The organism is Gordonia sp. NPDC003424, from assembly GCF_053588655.1.
Genome location: NZ_JBSFQJ010000006.1, coordinates 16,759 through 40,664 on the forward strand (window position 1 = coordinate 16,759; position 23,906 = coordinate 40,664).

19 protein-coding genes are annotated in these 23,906 nt (G+C 69.1%); 15 read left to right on the plus strand and 4 right to left on the minus strand.

Annotation, left to right across the window (positions count from 1 at the left end):
- Positions 1-24: 24 nt before the first annotated feature.
- A complete protein-coding gene (locus ACWDTI_RS10780; protein ID WP_449738074.1) occupies positions 25-777 on the plus strand; it encodes a YebC/PmpR family DNA-binding transcriptional regulator in 753 nt (250 codons plus the stop codon).
- Between the two features lie 104 nt (positions 778-881).
- Here the strand turns inward: ACWDTI_RS10780 and ACWDTI_RS10785 are convergent, their stop codons facing one another.
- On the minus strand, positions 882-1,505 hold the full coding sequence (locus tag ACWDTI_RS10785) for a hypothetical protein (RefSeq protein WP_449738075.1): 624 nt from the start codon (positions 1,503-1,505) through the stop codon (positions 882-884).
- Between the two features lie 108 nt (positions 1,506-1,613).
- Between ACWDTI_RS10785 and ruvC the strand changes: the two genes are divergently transcribed.
- The 9 genes from ruvC to ACWDTI_RS10830 all read left to right on the plus strand — a co-directional run bounded on the left by ruvC (position 1,614) and on the right by ACWDTI_RS10830 (position 11,843).
- A complete protein-coding gene (ruvC, locus tag ACWDTI_RS10790) occupies positions 1,614-2,204 on the plus strand; it encodes a crossover junction endodeoxyribonuclease RuvC (RefSeq protein ID WP_449738076.1) in 591 nt (196 codons plus the stop codon).
- A complete protein-coding gene (gene ruvA, locus ACWDTI_RS10795; protein ID WP_449738077.1) occupies positions 2,204-2,806 on the plus strand; it encodes a Holliday junction branch migration protein RuvA in 603 nt (200 codons plus the stop codon). The genes ruvC and ruvA overlap by 1 nt, the downstream gene beginning before the upstream one ends.
- Positions 2,803-3,891 carry a Holliday junction branch migration DNA helicase RuvB gene (ruvB, locus tag ACWDTI_RS10800; RefSeq protein ID WP_449738078.1) on the plus strand — a complete coding sequence of 363 codons (1,089 nt, stop codon included), beginning with the start codon at positions 2,803-2,805 and terminating at the stop codon, positions 3,889-3,891. Before ruvA ends, ruvB begins: the two co-directional genes overlap by 4 nt.
- A gap of 93 nt (positions 3,892-3,984) precedes the next feature.
- The gene (gene yajC, locus ACWDTI_RS10805) at positions 3,985-4,359 is read left to right on the plus strand and encodes a preprotein translocase subunit YajC (protein WP_449738079.1); all 375 of its coding nucleotides are present in this window, start codon (positions 3,985-3,987) and stop codon (positions 4,357-4,359) included.
- 92 nt (positions 4,360-4,451) lie between these two features.
- Complete coding sequence (secD, locus tag ACWDTI_RS10810; protein ID WP_449738080.1) at positions 4,452-6,086, plus strand: protein translocase subunit SecD; 1,635 nt, start codon at positions 4,452-4,454, stop codon at positions 6,084-6,086.
- Between the two features lie 2 nt (positions 6,087-6,088).
- Positions 6,089-7,198, plus strand: coding sequence for a protein translocase subunit SecF (gene secF / locus ACWDTI_RS10815; protein ID WP_449738295.1), 1,110 nt, complete (start codon positions 6,089-6,091; stop codon positions 7,196-7,198).
- A 31-nt stretch (positions 7,199-7,229) separates the two neighbouring features.
- The gene (locus ACWDTI_RS10820) at positions 7,230-8,903 is read left to right on the plus strand and encodes an ABC transporter substrate-binding protein (RefSeq protein ID WP_449738081.1); all 1,674 of its coding nucleotides are present in this window, start codon (positions 7,230-7,232) and stop codon (positions 8,901-8,903) included.
- Positions 8,893-9,468, plus strand: coding sequence for an adenine phosphoribosyltransferase (locus tag ACWDTI_RS10825; protein ID WP_449738082.1), 576 nt, complete (start codon positions 8,893-8,895; stop codon positions 9,466-9,468). The genes ACWDTI_RS10820 and ACWDTI_RS10825 overlap by 11 nt, the downstream gene beginning before the upstream one ends.
- 53 nt (positions 9,469-9,521) lie before the next feature.
- A complete protein-coding gene (locus ACWDTI_RS10830) occupies positions 9,522-11,843 on the plus strand; it encodes a RelA/SpoT family protein (RefSeq protein WP_449738083.1) in 2,322 nt (773 codons plus the stop codon).
- A gap of 115 nt (positions 11,844-11,958) precedes the next feature.
- On the opposite strand, the gene ACWDTI_RS10835 is transcribed toward ACWDTI_RS10830, so the two are convergent.
- Positions 11,959-12,903, minus strand: coding sequence for a peptidylprolyl isomerase (locus tag ACWDTI_RS10835; protein WP_449738084.1), 945 nt, complete (start codon positions 12,901-12,903; stop codon positions 11,959-11,961).
- A 130-nt stretch (positions 12,904-13,033) separates the two neighbouring features.
- On the opposite strand from ACWDTI_RS10835, the gene ACWDTI_RS10840 reads away from it, so the two are divergent.
- The 3 genes from ACWDTI_RS10840 (at position 13,034) to ACWDTI_RS10850 (ending at position 15,760) form a co-directional block, all read left to right on the plus strand.
- A complete protein-coding gene (locus ACWDTI_RS10840; protein ID WP_449738085.1) occupies positions 13,034-13,738 on the plus strand; it encodes an MBL fold metallo-hydrolase in 705 nt (234 codons plus the stop codon).
- Positions 13,735-15,006 (plus strand): histidine--tRNA ligase, encoded by a 1,272-nt coding sequence (gene hisS, locus ACWDTI_RS10845; protein WP_449738086.1) that lies wholly within the window; start codon positions 13,735-13,737, stop codon positions 15,004-15,006. The genes ACWDTI_RS10840 and hisS overlap by 4 nt, the downstream gene beginning before the upstream one ends.
- 112 nt (positions 15,007-15,118) lie before the next feature.
- Complete coding sequence (locus tag ACWDTI_RS10850; protein WP_449738087.1) at positions 15,119-15,760, plus strand: hypothetical protein; 642 nt, start codon at positions 15,119-15,121, stop codon at positions 15,758-15,760.
- Positions 15,761-15,823: 63 nt separating this feature from the next.
- Here ACWDTI_RS10850 and ACWDTI_RS10855 read toward each other — a convergent pair whose 3' ends face one another.
- Positions 15,824-17,467: a DUF885 domain-containing protein gene (locus tag ACWDTI_RS10855; RefSeq protein ID WP_449738088.1), complete on the minus strand. Its 1,644-nt coding sequence runs from the start codon at positions 17,465-17,467 to the stop codon at positions 15,824-15,826.
- Positions 17,464-18,333: a KPN_02809 family neutral zinc metallopeptidase gene (ypfJ, locus tag ACWDTI_RS10860; RefSeq protein ID WP_449738089.1), complete on the minus strand. Its 870-nt coding sequence runs from the start codon at positions 18,331-18,333 to the stop codon at positions 17,464-17,466. The genes ACWDTI_RS10855 and ypfJ overlap by 4 nt, the downstream gene beginning before the upstream one ends.
- Before the next feature lie 141 nt (positions 18,334-18,474).
- Between ypfJ and aspS the strand changes: the two genes are divergently transcribed.
- Together aspS and ACWDTI_RS10870 are read left to right on the plus strand one after the other, a co-directional pair.
- Positions 18,475-20,259, plus strand: a complete 1,785-nt coding sequence (aspS, locus tag ACWDTI_RS10865) for an aspartate--tRNA ligase (protein WP_449738090.1) — start codon at positions 18,475-18,477, stop codon at positions 20,257-20,259.
- 58 nt (positions 20,260-20,317) lie between these two features.
- Positions 20,318-23,839 (plus strand): transglutaminase family protein, encoded by a 3,522-nt coding sequence (locus ACWDTI_RS10870; RefSeq protein ID WP_449738091.1) that lies wholly within the window; start codon positions 20,318-20,320, stop codon positions 23,837-23,839.
- The last annotated feature ends 67 nt before the right edge of the window (positions 23,840-23,906 follow it).

Here is a 23,906-nt window from a genome sequence, read left to right on the forward strand (position 1 = left end):
GGGCAGAGGCGGAAAGGGAAGATCATGAGCGGCCATTCCAAATGGGCCACCACGAAGCACAAGAAGGCCGTCATCGACGCCAAGCGCGGCAAGATGTTCGCCAAACTGATCAAGAACATCGAGGTGGCCGCGCGTACCGGCGGCGGTGACCCGTCCGGCAATCCGACGCTGTACGACGCGATCCAGAAGGCGAAGAAGTCGTCGGTGCCGAACGACAACATCGAGCGCGCGCGCAAGCGCGGTGGCGGCGAGGAAGCCGGCGGCGCCGACTGGCAGACCATCACCTACGAGGGCTACGGCCCCAACGGCGTCGCGATCCTCATCGAATGCCTCACCGACAATCGCAACCGCGCCGCCGGCGAGGTCCGTACCGCGATGACCCGCAACGGCGGCAACATGGCCGACCCGGGATCGGTGGCCTACCTGTTCACCCGCAAGGGCGTGGTGACGCTCGAGAAGAGCGGCCAGTCCGAGGACGACGTCCTGATGGCCGTTCTCGACGCCGGCGCCGAGGAGGTCAACGACCTCGGCGAGAGCTTCGAGGTGGTCAGCGAGCCCACCGACCTCATCGCGGTGCGCACCGCACTGCAGGAGGCCGGGATCGACTACGACTCCGCCGAGGCCGATTTCCGGGCGTCCGTCGAGGTCCCGGTCGACGCGGACGGTGCGCGCAAGGTGTTCAAACTCATCGACGCGCTCGAGGACTCCGACGACGTGCAGAACGTCTACAGCAACGTCGACGTCAGCGACGAGGTGCTCGCCGAGCTCGACGCCTGACGACGTTCTTCCCCCGTAATTGCAAAGACTCTCCACGAGTTCGTGGAGAGTCTTTGCACACCTGGGGGAGGAACAGGGTGGTCCGCCGGGCTGGACGGACGAACTCACGCGTCGGCCCGGCTGACCGCGGGGCGATCGGGGTGGTCGTAGCGCACGGTGACGTCGGCGTCGGACTCCTCGGCGTCGAACCTAGCGGCGTCGGCGAGCAGCACCGGGATGGTCCACTGATCGGCCGACGGTGTGCGGCGCCGGAGCGTGGGTTCGCTCTGCAGCAACCGCACCGTGAGGTCGAAATGGTGCCGTCCCAGCAGCATCGGGCCCGCCACGATGATCACCTGATCGGCCGCTGCGGGTCGCCTGTCGTCGCGAAAAGACCTGTCCGTCAACGGGTTCCACAGGCGCGGTAGCCAGGGGTCGCCGGCGCGGACCGGGGTGACGACCTCACGGTCGAGGGCTGCGTGATCGAACCACGAGGCGCGGTAGCTCTCCTCGTCGGTGTGGCCGTACTCGAACCGCAGCGAGGCCGGGCGGACGAAGTGCGCCAATTCGACGATGCCGGCGGGACGTCCGAGTGCCTGAAGCCGGTCGGTGATCCGTCGCGCGAGCGCTTCCGGGTGGGCGGCGTCGGCGCCGTCGATCGCCGCGACGACGACGCCCGAGGTGTTCCGGAGTCGTTCCACGCACAGCTCGACGAGTCCATCGGGGCTGATCGGGGCGAAGTGGGGCACGCACCCAAGATTGCCGCGCGTGTTGGTCGCCGCCCGTGTCGGGGTGGGCGGATAGAATCTCGAACAGTTGTTCGTACCGTGTCGACGGTCGGAGTCGGGAGGTTCTGCGTGCGCGTGATGGGGGTCGATCCCGGGCTGACGCGGTGCGGTATCGCGCTGGTCGAATCCGGGCGCGGGCGCGCGGTGACCGCCCTCGACGTCGACGTGGTGCGCACCCCGACGGACATGGATCTCGCCGACCGTCTCCTCGCCGTCTACACCGCCGCCTGTCACTGGCTCGACGTGCACCAGCCCGACGTCGTCGCCATCGAGCGGGTGTTCGCGCAGAACCAGGTCTCCACGGCGATGGGCACCGCCCAGGCCGGCGGGGTGATCGCCCTGGCCGCCGGGCAACGCGACGTGCCGGTGCGATTCCACACCCCGTCGGAGGTGAAGGCCGCGGTCACCGGCAGCGGCCGGGCCGACAAGGCGCAGGTCACCGCGATGGTCACCCGCATCCTCGGGATGCAGACCAAACCGCGACCGGCCGACGCCGCCGATGCCCTGGCGTTGGCGATCTGCCATTGCTGGCGCGGCCCGATGATGGAGAAGCTGGCGCAGGCCGAGCAGAAGGCGCGGGCACAACAGAAGCAGCAGAAACACCAGAAGCAACAGACGGCGCACACGCCGCAGACGACGACACGAGTAGGGGGACGGTGATGATCGCGTCGGTTCGCGGTCCGGTGATCGACATCGCGCTCGACCACCTGGTGATCGATTGTGCGGGCGTGGGCTATCGGGTGCTGGTGACCCCGGCGACGGTGGCGACCGTACGTCGAGGCGAGGAGGCGACGCTGCTGACGTCGATGATCGTCCGAGAGGACTCGATGACCCTCTACGGGTTCACCGACGCCGACGCCCGGTCGCTGTTCACCCTGCTGCAAACGGTCACCGGAGTCGGACCACGCCTGGCCATGGCCACTCTGGCCGTGCTCGAGCCCGACGCGCTGCGGCGCGCGCTGGCCGCCTCCGACGTCAAGGCGCTCACCGCGGTCCCCGGGGTGGGCAAGCGGGTCGCCGAGCGACTCGTCGTCGAACTCCGTGACAAGGTCGACGTCCCCACCGCGTCGACGGCCGGTGCCGCCGCACCCGTGGCGCTCGTCGGTTCGGTCCGCGATCAGGTGTCCGAAGCGCTGGTGGGGCTCGGGTTCACCGCCGGTCCCGCGGACAAGGCGGTGACCGCGGTGCTCGCCGACCTCCCCGACGGGGACGCGTCGACCGTTCTGCGAAAGTCGTTGGCGCTCTTGGGGAAGACCGCATGACCGACGAGACGTCCGGCGCCGACGAGCGTGCGGTCAGCGCCACCGAGTTGCCGGCCGACGGCGATTTCGACGCCGGACTCCGCCCCCGTTCGCTCGCCGACTTCATCGGGCAGCCGCGCGTCTGCGAGCAGCTCGAACTGGTGCTGCACGGGGCGAAGGGACGCGGCGGCACCCCGGACCACATCCTGCTCTCGGGCCCACCCGGGCTGGGCAAGACGTCGCTGGCGATGATCATCGCCGCGGAGATGGGTGCCGCGATCCGCGTCACGTCCGGACCGGCGCTCGAACGGGCCGGCGATCTCGCCGCGATGCTGTCCAACCTCGTCGAGGGCGATGTGCTGTTCATCGACGAGATCCACCGGATCGCCCGCCCGGCCGAGGAGATGCTCTACCTCGCCATGGAGGACTTCCGGGTCGACGTCGTCGTCGGCAAGGGACCCGGTGCCACGTCGATCCCGCTGGATGTCGCCCCGTTCACCCTCGTCGGGGCGACCACCCGATCCGGGTCGCTGACCGGGCCGCTGCGCGACCGGTTCGGGTTCACCGCGCACATGGAGTTCTACGAGACCGACGAGCTCGTCCGCGTGCTGCGGCGTTCGGCGGGCATCCTCGGCATCCGGATGATCGACGACGCGGCCGGCGAGATCGCCGGCCGATCCCGCGGCACCCCCCGTATCGCCAACCGTCTGCTCCGCCGGGTGCGCGACTACGCGGAGGTCCGCAGCGACGGTGTCATCACCGTCGAGATCGCCCGGGCCGCCCTGGCCGTCTACGACGTGGACGACCTCGGCTTCGACCGGCTCGACCGGGCCGTGCTCGGGGCGCTGGTCCGTGGATTCGGCGGGGGACCGGTCGGTGTGTCGACGCTGGCCGTCGCCGTGGGCGAGGAACCGACGACGGTCGAGGAGGTGTGCGAGCCGTTCCTGGTGCGGGCGGGCATGATCGCGCGCACCCCCCGCGGACGGGTCGCCACCGCGGCCGCCTGGCATCACCTCGGGCTCACCCCGCCCGTCGGCGCACTGAACGCCAGTTTCGGGGTCCGTTCCCGCGAGGACATCACCGGGAGTCTGTTCGACGACCTGTGACGAAATCGGACATTCGTGCCGGGCATGGCACACTGGTTGCTGCACACCCGACCTGACACCACCCGATAACCCCGAAGGATTGACGTAGTAACCATGGAGTCTTTGCTATTCCCGCTCCTGCTGGCGATGCTGGCCGTGTTCATGTACTTCAACATCCGCAAGCAGAAGAAGCGCATGGCCGACATGCAGGACATGCAGAATTCCGTGGCCACCGGCGCGCGGGTCCAGCTGACCTCCGGCATGTACGCCACCGTCGTCGACTCCTCGAAGGACTATGTCGACCTCGAGATCGGCAACGGCATCATCTCCCGCTTCAACCGCCTCGCGATCGTTCGTGTCGTCCCGGTCGAGGATGCCGGGGCGACCTACCCGGGTGCGCTGAGCACTCCCGACGCCGACCAGATCATCGAGAGCCCGGCCCCCGAGCAGACCTACGACAAACCGGCGAATCCGACCGACGAGAAGTGATCTCCGCACCGGGAAACCGGTGGCTACCGAGCAGTCAGTAGAGTGGTCGTCTGCTGCCCAGATGACCGCAATTCTCAGGAGACCAAACCGCAGTGACCACACCTCGCCGGGCGTCGGCGAAACGGTCGGGACCTCAGCGTGAGATCCCGCCGTGGAGACCGCTGACCGCCTTCTTCGTCTTGCTCGCCGTCGTCTACGGCCTGGTCTTCTTCACCGGTGGTGGATCGGCGACCCCGAAGCTCGGCATCGACCTGCAGGGCGGTACCCGCGTCACCCTGACCGCGCGCACCCCCGACGGTAAGGACCCCTCGCGGGAGCAGCTCGACCAGGCCAAACAGATCATCGAGCAGCGCGTCAACGGTCTCGGTGTGTCCGGATCCGAGGTCGTGGTCAACGGCAACAACCTCGTCATCACGGTGCCCGGCGACGACAGCGCGCAGGCGCGTGCGCTCGGCCAGACCGCGCGTCTGTTCGTGCGTCCGGTGGAGAACGTGCAGCCGGCCACGCCGCAGAGCAAGACCGACGAGCAGCGGGCCGAGGAGAAGAAGGCTGCCGAGGCGAAGGATCAGCAGTCGTCGGCCGCGGCGATCGAGGAACAGCGCAAGCTGCGCCAGGCGCCCGCGGGGGCCAATCTCGACGCGCTGACCGCGCAGATGGCGAAGATGGACTGCTCGCCGGACTCCTACGATCCGCTCGTCGGCAACGACCTGCCCGATCAGTACCTGGTCGCCTGCTCGCAGGACGGCAAGCAGGTGTATCTGCTGGCGCCGGAGATCATCGACGGCCGCGACATCAAGAACGCCACCGCGACCACCACGCAGCAAGCCGGTTCCTGGGTGGTGTCCCTGGAGTTCAAGGGTGATGCCCAGAAGCTGTGGCCGACCTACACCGCCCAGAACGTCGGCAAGGCCACCGCGTTCACCCTCGACAGCAAGGTCGTGTCCGCGCCGCAGATCCAGGGTGCGATCACCACCCCGGCCACCGAGGTGAGTGGCAACTTCACCCAGCAGGAGGCCAAAGACCTCGCCAACGTCCTCAAGTACGGGTCGCTGCCGTTGTCGTTCGAGGCGTCGAACGCCGAGACCGTCTCCGCGACATTGGGTCTGTCGTCGCTGAAGGCCGGTCTGCTGGCCGGTGCGGTCGGCCTGATCGCGGTGCTGATCTATGCGTTGCTCTACTACCGGATGCTGGGCATCCTGACGATCTTGTCGCTGGTGCTGTCGGGCCTGATGGTCTACGGGATCATCGTGCTGCTCGGCCGGTGGATCGGCTTCACGCTCGACCTGGCCGGTATCGCCGGTCTGATCATCGGTATCGGCATGACCGCCGACTCGTTCGTCGTCTACTTCGAACGAATAAAGGACGAGATGCGCGAGGGCCGGACGTTCCGGTCCGCGGTACCCCGCGGTTGGGCGAGTGCGCGCCGCACCATCTGGACCGGCAACGCGGTCAGCTTCATCGCCGCCGTGATCATCTACGTGCTGGCGATCGGCGAGGTTCGTGGCTTCGCGTTCACCCTCGGCCTGACCACCATCCTCGACATCGTCGTGGTGTTCCTCGTCACGCATCCGCTCGTGGTGCTGGCCAGCCGCTCGGAGTTCCTGTCGCGGCCGTCGGTGAACGGGCTCGGCGCGGTGAGCGAGGTCGCGCGGCAGCGCCGCGAGGCCCGGGCCGCGAAGTACGCGACGGCGGGCTCGTCCGCGAAGTCGGAAGGATCCGCGAAATGAGCATGCAGACCCCCGACGCCGGTCGGCCGAACTCCGGGCGGGTCGGCGGCGGTCGCAGCGACGTCCCCAAGCCGGTCGCCGTCACCGACGAGCCCGACACCGCGGCCGACGCGGACTTCGTCCCCGCCGCCAACCGGTCGTTCCTCTCCCGTCTCTACACCGGCACCGGCGCGTTCGACATCGTCGCCAGACGCCGCATGTGGTACATCATCACGGCGGTCATCCTGTTGGTGAGCATCCTGTCGATGGTCTTCCGCGGCTTCTCGCTGGGTATCGAGTTCGAGGGCGGCACGCAGGTATCGATCCCGGTGTCGGCGGGTGTCACCACCGACGCGGTGGAAACCGTGTTCACCAACACGCTCGGTACGGCGCCGGAGTCGGTTCAGACCGCCGGCTCGGGCTCGAGCGAGACCGTGCAGGTGCGCACCGAATCCCTCAACCTCGCCCAGACCGAGGAGGTGACGCGGGCGCTCGCCGACGAGTTCGGTCCCGAACTCACCGCCGCCGAGGTCAGCGTCTCCGATGTCAGCTCGAGCTGGGGCAACGAGATCACCAAGAAGATGCTCATCGCACTCGGGGTGTTCCTGGTGATCGTGTTCGTCTACATCGCGGTCCGCTTCGACCGGGAGATGTCGATCGCCGCTCTGGCGTCGCTGTTCTTCGACATCATCGTCACCGCCGGCATCTACTCGCTCGTCGGGTGGGAGGTCACCCCGGCCACCGTCATCGGCCTGTTGACCATCCTCGGCTTCTCCATCTACGACACCGTCGTCGTGTTCGACAAGGTGTCCGAGAACACCCGGTCGGTGCTGCAGACCGCACGGCGCACCTACGGTGAGCAGGCGAACCTGGCCATCAACCAGACACTGATGCGGTCGATCAACACGACCGTCATCTCGGTGCTGCCCATCCTCTCGCTGATGATCATCGCGGTGTGGTTGCTCGGCGTCGGCACGTTGAAGGACCTCGCCCTGGTCCAGCTCGTCGGCGTGATCGTGGGTGCGTACTCGTCGATCTTCCTGGCGGCGCCACTGCTGGTGACCCTCAAGGAACGACGCCCCGACATCGCCCGGCACACCAAGCGGGTGCTGGACCGGCGCGCCCGTCAATAGCCGACGAGCGCTGGCGATACCCTACGAAACCGTGACGCTGCGGACCCTGCTCGCCCTGGTGACGTCGCTGTTCGTGGTCGGCGGACTCCTCACCGCATGCGGCGACGATCCGCCGCCGTCGGTCACCTACGTCGTGGACGCGCGGATCGACACGTACAACGCCAACACCGTCGACGGCAACGCGGGCGGCGCGCTCATGGCGACCACCCGACTGCTGCCCGGTTTCAGTTTTCTGGGCGCGCAGGGACAGGTCACCCCGGATCGGGACATCGGGACCGTGACACCGGTGGCCGGCGGGTCGCTCACCCTGCGCTACGACATCGCACCCGCCGCGACCTACTCCGACGGACACCCGCTGGCGTGCGACGACCTCCTGCTCGCCTGGGCGGCCATGAGTGGACGCGTGCCCGGCGGATTCGCGCCGGCCACCACCGCCGGGTACCGCGACATCGAACGTGTCGACTGCACCCCGGGAGCCAAGACCGCCACCGTCACGTTCGCGCGGGGCCGCGGCTACAGCGACTGGCTGTCGCTGTTCGGGGCGGGGGTGCTCCTTCCTGCGCATGTGGTCGCCACACTCGCCGGCGTGGCCGACGTCGCCGGGCCGATCAGGCCCGGTGATCCGGCGGCGCTCGGCCGAGTCGCGAAGGCCTGGAACACGGGTTTCGCGCTGACCCCCGGAACGATCGACAAGGCGCGGCTGCCGTCGTTGGGGCCCTACCGCATCGACGGTTACTCGGCGTCGGGCGGACTCGTCCTGGTGGCCAACGACAAGTGGTGGGGCGATGCGCCCGCAACCGGCCGGATCGTGATCCGGCCGACGAGCGCGCAGCAGCGGTTGTCGGATGGTGCATTCGACGTCGCCGACGTGACCGCGGGCATCTCGACGCAGGACATCGCACCCACCGACTCGACCAAACAGCCTCTGCCGCAGCCGAATCGGGCGCTGGCCGTGGAATCGATCGTGCTGTCGCAGCGGGGTGCGCTGGCCGACGTGCGGGCCCGGCAGGCGTTCGCCTCCTGTGTGCCGCGCGATCGGCTCGCACGGCAGTTCGGGCAGGGCGCACAGATGTGGAACCTGCGGGTGCTCGCCCCGGCGGACAATCTCGCGGGCCAGCTCAACGGGTCCTTCGGCGGACAGTACGCCCGCGCGGACATCGCACGGGCACGTTCGCTCGCCGACGAGTCCGCCGCGGATCGCAACGGGCCGTTGCGGGTCCGCGTCGGCTATCTCGGACCGACGCCGCGCTGGCAGCAGATGGTCGGGGTGATCGCCGACTCGTGCCGGGCGGCGGGCATCGACGTCGTCGACGCCGGGTCGTCGGACATCACCCCCGGTGCCCTCGGTCGCAGCGTGGACGCGCTGCTCGCCGCGGAGGGCGCGTCACTCGCGGCCGCCGGCGCCGCCAACCCGTCGCGTGACGCCTACCAGCTCTACGGCGGGGACCCGCTGAATCTCGGCGGATTCCGGGATCCGGAGGTGAGCGGGGCGATCGACGAACTGGTGGTGTCGGATCTGGCATCGGATCGGCTGCGTCTGGTCCGCACCATCGAGAACGCCGCCTGGGCGGCGGTGCCGTCCATCCCGCTGTTCGCGGCACCGCGGATCCGGCAGTGGGGTGCGCGGGTCGATAATGTGGTGGCCGGATTGGGCCGCAACGGCACCGGCTGGAACATGGATCGGTGGGTGGCACGTGACGAGTGAGTCCGACGAGATCACCGTGCGCGCCCTCGCGGACGCGCGGCGGGCCATCGAGGAACACGCACGCACCGTGCCCGACTTCCCGGCCCCCGGCATCACCTTCAAGGACCTCACACCCGTCCTCGCCGATCCGGGGGGCCTGTCCGCGGTGGTCACCGCGATGACGCACGGCTGCCGGGACATCGACCTGGTCGCCGGCATCGACGCGCGCGGGTTCCTGGTCGGCGGTGCGGTCGCGCGCGAACTCGACGTCGGCGTGCTTGCGGTGCGCAAGGGTGGCAAGCTCCCGCCGCCGGTGCTCAGCGTGCAGTACGCACTCGAGTACGGCCGGGCCACCCTCGAGATCCCGGCCAACGGCATCGATCTCGGCGGACGCCGGGTCCTGCTCGTCGACGACGTGCTGGCCACCGGGGGCACCATCGTCGCCGCGTCCGAGCTGATCCGCCAGACTGGGGCCGACGTCGTGTCGGTCGCGGTGATCATGGAACTCGAGGGACTCGGCGGCCGCGAGACCATCGCCGCGGGGCTCGGTGCCGCGCTGCCGGTCCACGTGGTGACCACAGCCTGACGCCCTACCGGTGTGTCACTAGACTGGACAGGTCGAGCCCCGAGGAGGTCACGATGCCCGACGAGACCGACGTCGAGACCACGGAGGCTGGCGGCGGTGCCGTCGGTGCCCCGTCGTCGTCCGCGACGCGGCGTGTGCGGGCCCGGCTCGCGCGGCGGATGACCGCCACCCGCAGCCCGGTGCGCCCGGTGCTCGAACCGCTGGTCACCCTGCATCGCGAGATCTATCCGAAGGCCGATGTGGTGCTGCTGCAGCACGCCTACGATGTGGCCGACGAGCGGCATCAGGGACAGATGCGCAAGTCGGGTGACCCGTACATCACCCATCCGCTGGCCGTCGCGACGATCCTCGCCGACCTCGGCATGGACACCACCACCCTGGTCGCGGCGCTGCTGCACGACACCGTCGAGGACACCGGATATACCCTCGAACAACTCGAATCCGACTTCGGGCCCGAGGTCGCCCACCTCGTCGACGGCGTCACCAAACTCGACAAGGTCGCACTCGGCAGCGCGGCCGAGGCCGAGACCATCCGCAAGATGATCATCGCCATGGCCCGCGATCCGCGCGTGCTGGTGATCAAGGTGGCCGACCGCCTGCACAACATGCGGACCATGCGGTTCCTCCCGCCCGAGAAGCAGGCTCGCAAGGCCCGTGAAACGCTGGAAGTCATTGCGCCGCTGGCACATCGGCTTGGTATGGCGACGGTCAAGTGGGAGCTCGAAGATCTCTCGTTCGCGATCCTGCACCCCAAGCGCTACGAGGAGATCGTCCGACTGGTCGCCGACCGCGCGCCGTCGCGGGACACCTACCTGGCCCGGGTGCGCGCCGACATCAACAATGCGCTCGGCGGCGCGCGTATCTCCGCGACGGTGGAGGGCCGGCCCAAGCACTACTGGTCGATTTATCAGAAGATGATCGTCAAGGGCCGCGACTTCGACGACATCCACGACCTCGTCGGCATCCGCATCCTCTGCGACGAGGTGCGCGACTGTTACGCCGCGGTCGGCGTCGTGCATTCGCTGTGGCAGCCGATGGCCGGACGTTTCAAGGACTACATCGCCCAACCCCGCTTCGGTGTCTACCAGTCGTTGCACACCACGGTGATCGGCCCCGAGGGCAAACCGCTCGAGGTGCAGATCCGCACCCACGAGATGCACCGCACCGCCGAGTTCGGCATCGCCGCGCACTGGCGGTACAAGGAGAGCCGCGGAAAAGGCAAGGGCACTCGGCGCTCGGATGCCACCGAGATCGACGAGATGGCGTGGATGCGACAACTCCTCGACTGGCAGCGGGAGGCCGCCGACCCGGGCGAGTTCCTCGAGTCGCTGCGTTACGACCTTGCGGTGCAAGAGATCTTCGTGTTCACACCCAAGGGCGACGTGATTACGCTGCCCGCCGGGTCGACACCGGTCGATTTCGCCTACGCGGTCCACACCGAGGTCGGGCACCGCTGCATCGGCGCCCGTGTCAACGGCCGGCTCGTCGCACTCGAGCGCAAACTCGAGAACGGTGAGGTCATCGAGGTGTTCACCTCGAAGGCGCCCACCGCCGGCCCCAGCAAGGACTGGCAGAACTTCGTCGTGTCACCGCGAGCGAAGGCCAAGATCCGGCAGTGGTTCGCCAAGGAACGCCGCGAAGAGGCCCTGGAGGCCGGCAAGGACGCCATCGCCAAGGAGGTTCGGCGCGGCGGACTTCCGTTGCAGCGCTTGATGAGTGCCGATTCCATGGCGGCCATCGCCAAGGAACTGCGGTATGCGGACGTGACCGCGCTCTACACCGCGGTCGGGGAGAACCATGTCTCGGCGCGGCACGTGGTCAACCGCCTGGTGGCGTCCCTCGGCGGCATCGACGAGGCGGTCGACGAGATCGCCGAACGGTCGACGCCGTCGACGCTCCCGACCCGCAGCCGACCGGGCGGCGACGCCGGGATCGTCGTCGAGGGTGCCGACAACGTCCTCGCCAAGCTCGCCAAGTGCTGCACCCCGGTGCCCGGCGACGACATCATGGGCTTCGTCACGCGCGGCGGCGGGATCAGCGTGCACCGGACCGACTGCACCAACGCGGCGTCGCTGAAGCAGCAGTCCGAGCGCATCATCCCGGTGTCGTGGGCGCCCAACCCGTCGTCGGTGTTCCTGGTCGCCATCCAGGTGGAGGCCCTCGACCGGCACCGCCTGCTCTCCGACGTCACCAAGGTGCTCGCCGACGAGAAGGTGAACATCCTCTCGGCCTCGGTCACCACCAGCCGCGACCGGGTCGCGATCAGCAAATTCACGTTCGAGATGGGCGACCCCAAGCACCTGGGGCACGTCCTCAACGTCGTGCGCAACGTCGAGGGTGTCTACGACGTGTACCGGGTCACCTCGGCGGCCTGACCCCGTCGGCCTGATCCCGGCGGCGTGACCCCGGCGGCCGGATCCCGGCGGCGTGACCTCGACGTCCTGATCCCGGCGGCGTGACCTCGACCGTCCGACCGCGGCGCGGCGGGTCTCAGTCCTGGTTGCTGCCGACGGTCGCCGTGGTGATCTGCACCGGCTGCTTCGGGGTCCCGTCGCTCGGGTCGCCCGTCGGGCCCGGGTTCAGCCCGTTCTTCTCGATCTTGTCGAGCACCGTCAGGCCCGCCGGATCGACCTTGCCGACCACCGAATAGCTCGGCGCCAACTGGCTGTCCTGCATGACCAGGAAGAACTGTGCCGAGCCGGTGTTGGACTGACCCGACTGCGGGTTGTTGCTGTTGGCGATCGCGACGGTGCCGCGCGGATAGACGACCGGGGCGGACCCGTCGGCCGCCGCCTGTTCCTGGCCCGGGACCGGCTTGAGGCCGGTCGGCGCCTCGTCGGGGCTCGACCACCCCGGACCGCCGGCACCGGTACCGGTCGGATCGCCGCACTGCACCACCTTCAGCGTCGCCGAATTGGTGATCCGGTGGCACGGGGTGTCGTTGTAGTAGCCGTGCTCGGCCAGCGAGATCACCGCGCCGGCGTTACAGGGTGCGCCCGTGCGGTCCAGCGTGATCGGGATGGCGCCCTGGTTGGTGTCGAGCACCAGCGACTCGGTGCCCTCCTTGAGTTGCTTGTCGGATGGCTTCGGCGAGGTGCGCTGTTTGCCGGCCTGCGCGCGCACCGAGTCGTAGTACGCCTGCATCTTGGCGCGGTCGGCCTCCGAGAGGCCCGGCTGCGCCGGGACTGTCTTGGGGATCTGGTCGAACTTGCTCGGCTGATCTTGATACGCGCAGGCCGTCCAGCGGGCCGCCTCGCGGTCGTCGAGGATCTTCTTGGTGATCAGGGTGGCGGCGGTCGCGACCACGGCGACCACCACGACGGTCGAGACCGAGGCGATGATTATCTTGCGACGTCGGGCCTGCTGGTGTTCACGTTCCAGGCGTTCTTCCAGCTTGCGCTTGGCCGCCTCGCGACGTTCCTCGTTGGTCGACACGCGTTTGTGACCCCTCCTGAATTCATGTGCACCGGTACCGAACACCATCCGGGTTGTGACAAGACTCGGGCACAGTGTGCCAGGAGAACCTGAGAGTCCCGACGTCGGGGCGGTTTGCCACAATGGAACGATGCTCATCACCGGATTCGCGGCAGGAATGTTCCAGACGAACTGCTATCTGCTGGCGAACGAGGCCGGATCCGAGGCCGTCATCATCGACCCCGGCCAGGACGCCGCCCCTCGTGTTCGCGAGTTGCTGGCCGAACACAACCTCACCCCGGTCGCCGTGCTCCTGACCCACGGGCACCTCGACCACACGTGGAACGCGCAGGAGCTCTGCGACGAGTTCTCCATCCCGGCCTACATCCATGCCGCCGACCGGCCGATGCTCGCCGACCCCGGCAAGGGGATCGGGCGCACGCTCGGCTCGATGATCGGCACCCTGACCTTCCGGGAACCGGAGAAGGTCGTCGAGTTCGTCGACACCGAAGACGTCGACCTGGCGGGGATCCGCTTCTCGGTGGATCTCGCGCCCGGCCACACGCAGGGGTCGGTGCTGCTCGGGGTCGAGGTGCCCACCGACGACGGACCGGTGCCGGTCTGTTTTTCCGGCGACGTGCTGTTCGCCGGCTCGATCGGACGCACCGACCTGCCCGGCGGCGACCATCAGCAGTTGCTGGACTCGATCGCGGCGAAACTGCTGCCGTTGCCCGACGACACCCAGGTCCTGCCCGGTCACGGTCCGCAGACGTCGATCGGCCGGGAACGGACCAGCAATCCGTTCCTCCTCGATCTGCCGGCCGACACTCCGAAGAAGGGACGTCACGGACTGTGAGCGCCTTTTCCGCGCCGCGCGGCATCCCCGACTACTACCCACCGGGCTCGGCCGATTTCCGGCTGGTCCGCGACACGCTGACCGACGCCGCGCGCCGAGCCGGTTACGGCCACATCGAGTTGCCGATCTTCGAGGACACCGCGCTGTTCGCCCGCGGCGTCGGCGAGTCGACCGACGTGGTGAGCAAGGAGATGTACACCTTCGCCGACCGCGGTGACCGGTCGGTGACGCTGCGCCCGGAGGGCACCGCGGGCGTGGTGCGGGCGGTCATCCAGCACGGTCTCGACCGCGGGCAACTGCCGGTGAAGCTCTGCTACGCCGGACCGTTCTTCCGCTACGAGAAGCCGCAGGCCGGCCGATACCGGCAGCTGCAGCAGGTGGGTGTCGAGGCCATCGGCGTCGACGATCCCGCGCTCGACGCCGAGGTGATCGCCGTCGCCGACGAGGGTTACCGACGCCTCGGCCTGTCCGGATTCCGCCTGGAGATCACCTCGCTCGGCGACGACGCGAGTCGCGGACCCTATCGGGAAGCGTTGCAGGAGTTCCTGTTCGGACTCGACCTCGACGAGCCCACCCGGGCTCGCGCCCAGCTGAATCCGTTGCGGGTGCTCGACGACAAACGACCCGAGATCAAGGCCGCGACCGCCGACGCGCCCCTGCTCGTCGACTACCTCAGCGACGACGCACGCGCCCACTTCGACACCGTGCTCACGCACCTGAAGCGTCTCGGCGTGCCGTTCGAACTCAATCCCCGGCTCGTCCGCGGACTCGACTACTACACCAAGACGACCTTCGAGTTCGTGCACGACGGCCTCGGCGCACAGTCGGGCATCGGCGGTGGCGGCCGGTACGACGGACTGATGAAAACCCTGGGCGCCAAACAGGATCTGTCCGGCATCGGCTTCGGGCTCGGCGTCGACCGCACCATGCTCGCGATGGAGGCCGAGGGCGTCGCGCACGCCAACACCGCCCGCTGCCAGGTCTTCGGGGTACCGCTGGGCGTCGACGCCAAGGCCGAATTGGTCAGTGTCGCAGGACAACTGCGCAGCGCCGGGATCAGCGTCGACCTCGCCTACGGGGACCGCGGGCTCAAGGGTGCGATGAAGGCCGCCGACCGGTCGGGTGCGAAACTCGCGCTGGTGCTGGGGGACCGGGAACTCGAGGAACGCCAGGTGGAGGTCAAGGACCTGTCCAACGGTGAGCAGCATCGGGTGGGACTCGACGGGATCGTCGACGAGATCCGTCGATTGCTGTCGCTCCCTCGCTGAGGGCGGACACCTCTCCCGCTCCCGCCAAAGGGCGCTGTCCTGAGGTGCGAGGCGCCGGCCGAGCCCCGAACGGTCCGTTGGTGATCCCGGCCCCGAGTGCCAGGATGGACCCATGACCACCGTCTCGAGACTCGCCTCGGATCTGTCGCGGCTGGGCCGCGAGTCGGACATGCTGGACACCATCGTCACGATGATGGGCGACGACCTGCTCGACGCACCGTCGGCCGACGGGCGGCCGCGTCGTGAGGTCATCTCCACGTTGGCTGAGGGCGGGTTCGCCCTGGCCGCCGCCGTCGAATCCGCGGTCGGGAGTCCGGTCGGCGAAGGCTCGGCGACCGAGGACGTCAGGGCGCGCTTCCGCGAGTCCAACCGCGCCTTCGCCCGAGCCGCAGAGCGGGTGGACGAACTGTCCGACGACGCCGTCGTCGAGCACGCCGGGCTGACACTGCGACGCGACGACGTCGTGCCGCAACGCATCGCCGAGGTGGTGCTGGCCAACAACGTCATCAGCCGGGTGTGGACACTCGACGAGGCGGACCCCGATTCGGTGCTCAACGCCCTCGACGCCATGGTGCGGCGGCTCGAAAGTCTCGACGACGCGCCGTCACTGACCCTGGCGACTCTCGAAGGTGACGAGTGGCAGCTGCATGGGGGCGGACAGCGCGTCGACGGCACCCGCGAGTACCTCGCCCAATGGCTGGCCCACGGAACGGATGACGAGGGCCGGCTCCCGCGGGTTCCGGCGTGGAGCTGACTGGGGCGTGGAGCTGACTGGGGCGTGGAGCTGACTGGGGCGTGGAGCTGACTGGGGCGCCGGCTACCGAACCATCTCCTGCGCCAACACATCGAGGGTGACCCCGCCCAACGCGAGCGCCCGGGTGTGGAAGTCCTTGAGCGTCCACTCCGGATTCGCCGCCAGCGCCGCGGCCCGCGTCTGTTCCCAGACGCGTTGTCCCAGCGCATACGACGGGGCCTGCCCCGGCCAGCCGAGGTAGCGGTTCAGTTCGAACCGCAGCACGGCACGATCCATCGCGACCGACTCGGTGAGGAACTGCCACGCCTTCTCGGCGTCCCAGGTGCCGCCGCCGAGCGACTCGGGCGCGGGCAACTCGCAGTGCACGCCGATGTCGAGGACCACGCGGGCCGCGCGCAGTCGTTGTGAGTCGAGCATCCCCATGCGGTCGCCGGGGTCGTCGAGCCAGCCGAGCTCACCCATCAGCCGCTCGGCGTAGAGCGCCCACCCTTCACCGTGGCCCGAGGTGAACGACGCCAACTTGCGCCAGTCGTTGAGGTCCTCGCTCACGATCGCCGACCCGAGCTGCAGATGATGGCCCGGCACACCCTCGTGGAACACCGTGGTCGTTTCCTGCCAGGTGTGGAACACGGTCTGCGCCGGCGGCACCGACCACCACATCCGGCCCGGCCGCGACAGGTCGGCCGACGGCTGCGTGTAATAGATGATGCCGGTCGACGACGGCGCCAGCCGGCACTCGAGGCGGGTGAGCCGGGGCGGGATGTCGAAATGCGTGCCGGCCAGTGCGTCCACCGCGCGGTCGGACAGCTCCTGCATCCAGGCGACGAACGCGTGCCGATCGCCGATCGCGTACTGCGGCGACGCATCCAGGTGAGCCATCGCCTCGGCGATCGATGCGCCCGGCAGCAGCCGTTCGGCGATCCCCGCCTGCTCCGCGACGATCGCGGAAAGATGACCCATGCCCCACTCGTAGGCCTCGAGCGGATCGGTGTCGGCACCGAGATAGGCGGGCAGGAACCGCTGATAGCGTTGCCGCCCAACGGCATCCGCGGTGGTCGAGGCCGGCGCCACGGCCTCCCGCAGGACCGTCGCCAGCCCGCCGAACGCCGAGTGCGCGGCCTCGAGGGCGGCCGCCAGGTCGCGCGCGAACGCCGGGTCGTCGGCGAACGCCGCGGTGTTGGTGGCGATGGCGTCCGCGGCGCAGTCGGCCTGCTCGGCGACGAGGTCAACCTGGCGCCGCGCGAACACCGGGCCGTGGGCCAGTCGGTCCAGCAGCCCGTCGATGACGGTGTCCACGCAGGCCGGGATGGCGCGCAGCCGTGCCACGAACGTCGCACGATCGTCCGCCGAATCGGTCGGCATCAGATCGAAGATGTCCCGGATACCCTGCAGCGGCGACGCGATGACGTTGCACTCGCCGACCCGCTCCCCGGCATCGGCGAGGTCGAGCTCGCGGCGCAGCGACGCGGACATCGTCGCCACCGTCACCCGGTCGATCTCGTCGGCCACCGGCAACGACGCCAGATCGATCAGCGCGTCGCGTGCCGCCGAGGAGCGCTCGGCACAGGCGTCGGGGGAGAAGTCGGTGAGCAGGTGGTCGTGGCCGCCGATCCCGACCTCGGTGGCGAACAACGGATCGAGCCGCGCGCACCGGGCGAGGTAGGCCTCGGCCCGTTCATCGACCGCCGTCCGCGCGCGGGCCGTCACAGGTCGTTGGTCGCGAACGTGTCGCACTTGCGCGGATCACCGGACTTGTAGCCGATGGTGAACCACCGCACCCGCTGCTGGGCCGACCCGTGGGTCCACCCCTCGGGGTTGGAATTACGGCCCTGGATGGTGTCGTCGCCGATCGCCTTCGCGGTCTGCACCACCGTCGAGATCTGTTCGGAGGTCAGCGGTTCCAGCATTGCGTCGCTGCCCTTGTCGGCGTGATACGCCCACACGCCGGCCAGGCAGTCGGCCTGCAACTCGATGCGCACCGACCCCGACTGCGGGCCCTGCGCACCCATCCGATTCCCCTTGGCGAGCACGCCGGTGAGATTCTCCACGTGGTGACCGTACTCGTGGGCGATGACATATTCCTGCGCGAGCGGACCGTCACTCCCGCCCATCCGTCGGAGCATCGCGAAGAACGTCGGGTCGATGTAGATCGTCTCGTCGACCGGGCAGTAGAACGGCCCGGTGTCCGAGGTCGCCGCACCGCACCCGGTGTTGACCGAGCCGGAGAAGATCTTCGTCTGCGGCTTCGTGTAGCCGGGCATCAGATCGGCCCACACCCGGTTGACGCTGTCGACCGTCGCGACGATCCGGCAGACGTCGTCGGTGTTGGCCTTCTCCAGCGTGCACGACGCGATGTGGGCGTCGATGTCCGATGTGCTCTGACTCGACATGTCCGTCGTGGTCGACCCGCCGGTGATGGATCCGGGGTTGATGCCGAACAGCAGGGCGATGATCGTGAAGATCAGACCGGCGCCGCCGCCGAGCGCGATCCGGCCCATGCCGCCACCGCCGCCTCCGCCTCCGCCGCCCGAGACGGTGGAGGTGTCCAGCGGACCGCCGCCCTGAAAAGTCATGTTGCCCCTCCGCTTTCTCTCGCGGCCAGCATATTCGTCGTGACCTTCCAGGTAGGCCGATCGTGGGCAACTTCGCCAGAAACGTAGACTGACCCCGATCAGCAGCATCCGCTCAGACCCCTTTCGGGAAGGACATCGTCAGTGCTCCGCACGCATCTCGCCGGTTCGCTCCGCCGCGCCGACGCCTCGCAGACCGTCACCGTTGCCGGTTGGGTCGCCCGTCGTCGCGACCACGGTGGCGTGGTCTTCATCGATCTGCGCGACAGCTCCGGTCTGGTGCAGGTGGTGTTCCGGGACGAGGCCGTCGCCGAGGCCGCACACCGGCTGCGCGCCGAGTACTGCGTCACCGTCACCGGCGTCGTCGAAGAGCGTCCGGCCGGCAGCGAGAACCCGAACCTGCCGTCCGGCGAGGTCGAGATCAACGCGGTGTCGCTCGACGTCCTGAACAGTTCGGCGCCGCTGCCGTTTCAGCTCGACGAGTCCCCGGGCGAGGAGGCGCGCCTGAAGTATCGCTACCTCGACCTGCGGCGTGAGGGTCCCAACCACGCCCTGAAGTTGCGGTCCAAGGTGAACGCGGCCGCCCGCGGTGTGCTCGCCGACCACGACTTCACCGAGATCGAGACCCCGACGCTGACCCGGTCGACGCCCGAGGGTGCCCGTGACTTCCTGGTCCCGGCGCGTCTGCAGCCCGGCACGTTCTACGCGCTGCCGCAGAGCCCGCAGCTGTTCAAGCAGCTGCTGATGGTGGCCGGCATGGAGCGGTACTACCAGATCGCGCGCTGCTACCGCGACGAGGACTTCCGCGCCGACCGGCAGCCCGAGTTCACCCAGCTCGACATCGAGATGAGCTTCGTCGACCAGGACGACGTGATCGCGCTCTCCGAGGACATCCTCGTCGCCCTGTGGAAGCTGATCGGCGTCGAGATCAGCACCCCCATCCCGCGGATGACGTACGCCGACTCGATGCGCCGCTACGGCTCGGACAAGCCGGATCTGCGGTTCGACATCGAACTCGTCGAGTGCGCCGAGTACTTCAAGGACACCCCGTTCCGGGTGTTCCAGTCGCCGTACGTGGGTGCGGTCGTCATGCCGGGCGGGGCGTCGCAGCCGCGCCGGCAGCTCGACGCGTGGCAGGAATGGGCCAAGCAGCGCGGCGCGAAGGGGCTCGCGTACGTGCTCGTGGCCGAGGACGGCACCCTGGGCGGCCCGGTCGCCAAGAACCTGTCCGAGGCCGAGCGTGACGGTCTCGCCGCACATGTCGGCGCGAAGCCCGGCGACTGCGTGTTCTTCGCGGCCGGTGGGGTCAAGGCGTCGCGCGCGCTGCTCGGGGCCGCACGCGGCGAGATCGCCGACCGGCTCGGCCTGCGCAAGGACGGCGACTGGGCGTTCACCTGGGTCGTCGACGCCCCGTTGTTCGAATCGGTCGACGAGGCCACCGCATCCGGTGACGTCGCGGTCGGCTCGGGTGCCTGGACCGCGGTGCACCACGCGTTCACCGCGCCGAAGCCGGATTCCCTCGAGGCGCTGGAATCCGATCCGGGGGCCGCACTGGCCTACGCCTACGACATCGTGTGCAACGGCAACGAGATCGGTGGCGGCTCGATCCGTATCCATCGTCGCGACGTCCAGGAGCGGGTGTTCGAGATCATGGGCATCGGCCACGACGAGGCGCAGGAGAAGTTCGGCTTCCTGCTCGACGCGTTCGCGTTCGGCGCCCCGCCGCACGGCGGCATCGCGTTCGGCTGGGACCGCATCACGGCGTTGCTGGCGGGGGAGAGCTCGATCCGTGAGGTGATCGCGTTCCCGAAGTCGGGCGGCGGCGTCGATCCGCTCACCGATGCGCCCGCGCCGATCACCGCGCAGCAACGCAAGGAGTCGGGTATCGACGCGAAGCCGGTGCCGCGCAAGGGGGCCGAGTCCGAGTGAGCAGGTTCGCAAAATCAAACCCGGCGTCGGGTCGTCATATGTGGTGTGATTTCACACCATGACCATCAAGGTGGCCCTCGAGCATCGCACCAGTTACGCATTCGATCGCCCGGTCAAGATCTACCCCCATGTTGTCCGTCTGCGACCGGCCCCGCACTCGCGCACCCCGATCGAGGCCTACTCGCTGAAAATCGAACCGCCAGAACACTTTCTGAACTGGCAGCAGGACGCGTTCAGCAACTACATGGCGCGGTTGGTCTTCCCGGAACCGTCGACCACGCTGTCCATCACGGTCAGCCTGGTGGCCGACCTGACGGCCATCAACCCCTTCGACTTCTTCATCGAGGACTGGGCCGAGAACTACGGCTTCGCCTACCCCGAAGACCTCCGCAACGACCTGGAGATCTATCTGCGTCCGGTCGGTGTCACCGAGGGTGAGTTCGCGGGCGCGCCGGTGCATCCGTCGATCGCCGAGTTCGCCGCCCGCCACCGCCCGACCGGACCGGTGCGCATCATCGACTTCCTCGTCGCGCTGAACCACGCGGTGAACCAGGCGGTCAACTACACGGTCCGGCTGGAGGCCGGCGTGCAGACCCCCGAGTACACGTTGAGCAGCGCCATCGGGTCGTGCCGCGACTCGGCGTGGCTGCTCGTCGCGTTGTTGCGGGAGCTCGGCCTCGCGGCACGATTCGTCTCCGGATACCTCGTGCAGCTGACCTCCGACGTCAAGTCGCTCGACGGCCCGTCCGGCCCGGACGCCGACTTCACCGACCTGCACGCGTGGACCGAGGTCTACCTGCCGGGCGCCGGGTGGGTCGGCATGGACCCGACGTCGGGTCTGTTCGCCGGGGAGGGACACATCCCCCTCGCGGCGACCCCCAACCCCGGCGGTGCCGCACCGATCACCGGCGCGACCGGACCGTGTCACGCCACCCTCGACTTCTCCAACACCGTCACCCGGTTCCACGAGGACCCCCGGGTCACCCTGCCCTACACGCCGGCGCAGTGGGACCGGGTCACCGTGCTCGGCGCCGAACTCGATCAGAAGATGGCCGATCGCGACGTGCGCCTCACCATGGGCGGCGAACCCACCTTCGTCTCGATCGACAACCAGACCGACCCGGAATGGACCACCGACGCCGACGGCCCGCACAAGCGGCTGCTGGCGTCCCGATTGGCCGAACGAATCCGCGGTGCCTACGCGCCGACCGGACTCGTGCAGCGCAGTCAGGGCAAGTGGTATCCGGGGGAGCCGCTGCCGCGCTGGCAGATCGCCCTGCTGTGGCGCACCGACGGGGAGCCGATCTGGCAGAAGCCGGAATTGCTGGCCGACCCGTGGTCGACGATCGAGCAGACGGCGGCCAGCATCGAGGTGGAGACCACCGGCACCGCCGAGTCCACTGCCGTCGAACAACCGGCCACCCTTCAGGCCGCGCACGGCCTGCTGGCCGCGATGGCGCGTTCGTTCGGTCTGCCGCCCGAGCAGGTGCGGCCGGCCTACGAGGATCCGCTGGTCCGCCTCAGCACCCTGATGAAGATGCCGCCCGGCGACCCGGCCGAGGATGCGGCCGCGGCCGCGGCCGTCGAACAGGCCCGGCTGGCCGCGGCGGCCGAGGCCGAAGAGGACGAGGAACCCGCCGAGGTGGTCGACAGTTCGGCGGCGCGGCAGGCACTGCTGGACAAACTCGACGCCGCCGTCGACCTCCCGACGGCATATGTGTTGCCGTTGTCGCGCTCGGAGGACGAGACGCACTGGCAGAGCGCGCGCTGGGTGACCCGCCGCGGGCGTCTGGTGCTGGCCGAGGGCACGTCTCCCGCGGGGCTGCGGCTGCCGCTGGGCTCGCTCTCGTGGGGCCCCGAGCCGGTCATGTTCGACGCGGACCCCACGGTGCCGGTCGACGATCTGCCGGATTCGACGATGACCCCGCTCGGCCCGGCGGCACCCGCCGGAGCGGAGTTGCCCGAGCATCCGGCCACCCGTCCGAGCAAGGCGCCGGCGGTCGTGCCCGAGGACGCACCCGTCCCGCGCACCGCGGTGGTCGCCGAGGTGCGCGGCGGAGTGCTGTACGTGTTCATGCCGCCGACCGCGACCCTCGAGGACTTCCTGGCGATCGTCGGCGGTGTCGAGGCGGGGGCCGCGGCGGTGTCCACGCCGGTCGTCATCGAAGGCTACGGACCTCCGTCGGACGGCAGGCTGCAATCGCTGACCGTCACACCCGACCCCGGCGTCATCGAGGTGAACATCCAGCCGACGGCCTCGTTCGCCGATCAGTCGGAACTCCTCGAGGCGCTCTACGACCATGCCCGGCACACGCGGCTGGGCACCGAGACGTTCGACCTCGACGGCAGCCACGGCGGTACCGGCGGCGGCAACCACATCACCCTCGGCGGCACCACGCCCGCCGAGTCGCCGCTGCTGCGCCGCCCCGACCTGCTGGTGTCGATGCTGACCTACTGGCAGCGGCATCCGTCCCTGTCCTACCTGTTCTCCGGGCGCTTCGTCGGCACCACCTCGCAGGCGCCGCGCGTCGACGAGGGCCGTGAGTCGTCGCTCTACGAGCTGGAGATCGCGTTCGCCGAGATCGACCGGTTGAGCGAGAAGGGGGAGGACGGTGGCCCGCCCAACCCGTGGGTCACCGATCGCGCACTGCGGCACCTGCTCACCGACATCACCGGCAACACCCACCGTGCCGAGTTCTGCATCGACAAGCTCTACAGCCCCGACTCGGCGCGCGGCCGGCTCGGACTGCTCGAACTGCGGGCCTTCGAGATGCCGCCGCATCACCGGATGGCGATGGTGCAGTCGCTGCTGGTGCGGTCGCTGGTCTCGTGGTTCTGGGATCAGCCCTACCGTGGGCGGCTCATCCGGCACGGCGCCGACCTGCACGGCAAACACCTGCTGCCGCACTACGTCATCGCCGACATCGCGTCGGTCGCCGAGGATCTCCGCGAGGCGGGCTACCCGTTCGACACCGCCTGGCTCGACCCGTTCACCGAGTTCCGCTTCCCGCGGCTGGGTACCGTGCAAATCCGCGACCACGAGGTCGAGCTGCGCGGCGCCATCGAACCGTGGAACACCCTCGGTGAGGAGTCCACCGGCACCGGCACCGCACGCTACGTCGACTCGTCGATCGAACGTGTGCAGGTGCGCGTGCAGGGCGGCGACGACGACCGATACCTGTTGACGTGCAACGGTTTTCCCGTTCCGCTCACCCACACCGGGCGCAGCGGGGAACGGGTCGCCGGGATCCGTTTCCGCGCGTGGCAGCCGCCGAGCGCCCTGCATCCGTCGATTACCATCGACACACCGCTGACCTTCGACGTCATCGACACCGTCTCCGGCCGGTCGGTCGGCGGCGCGACCTACCACGTCGTGCACCCCGGTGGCCGCGCCTACGACCGTCCGCCGGTCAACGCGGTCGAGGCCGAATCCCGGCGCAACGGGCGCTTCGAGGCGGCCGGTCACACCACAGGTGCGGTGGACATCGGTTTGCTGCGCGAGCGGCAGGCGCGACTGGCCACCGACAGCGGGGTCCCCGGGATCCTGGACCTGCGGCGGGCACGTACAGTTCTCCGGTGACCGTTTCGTCGGGTGGTGCGCTGCCCGGGGTGTTCGATCGCTATCTCCCCGACAGCGCCGGCGCTGC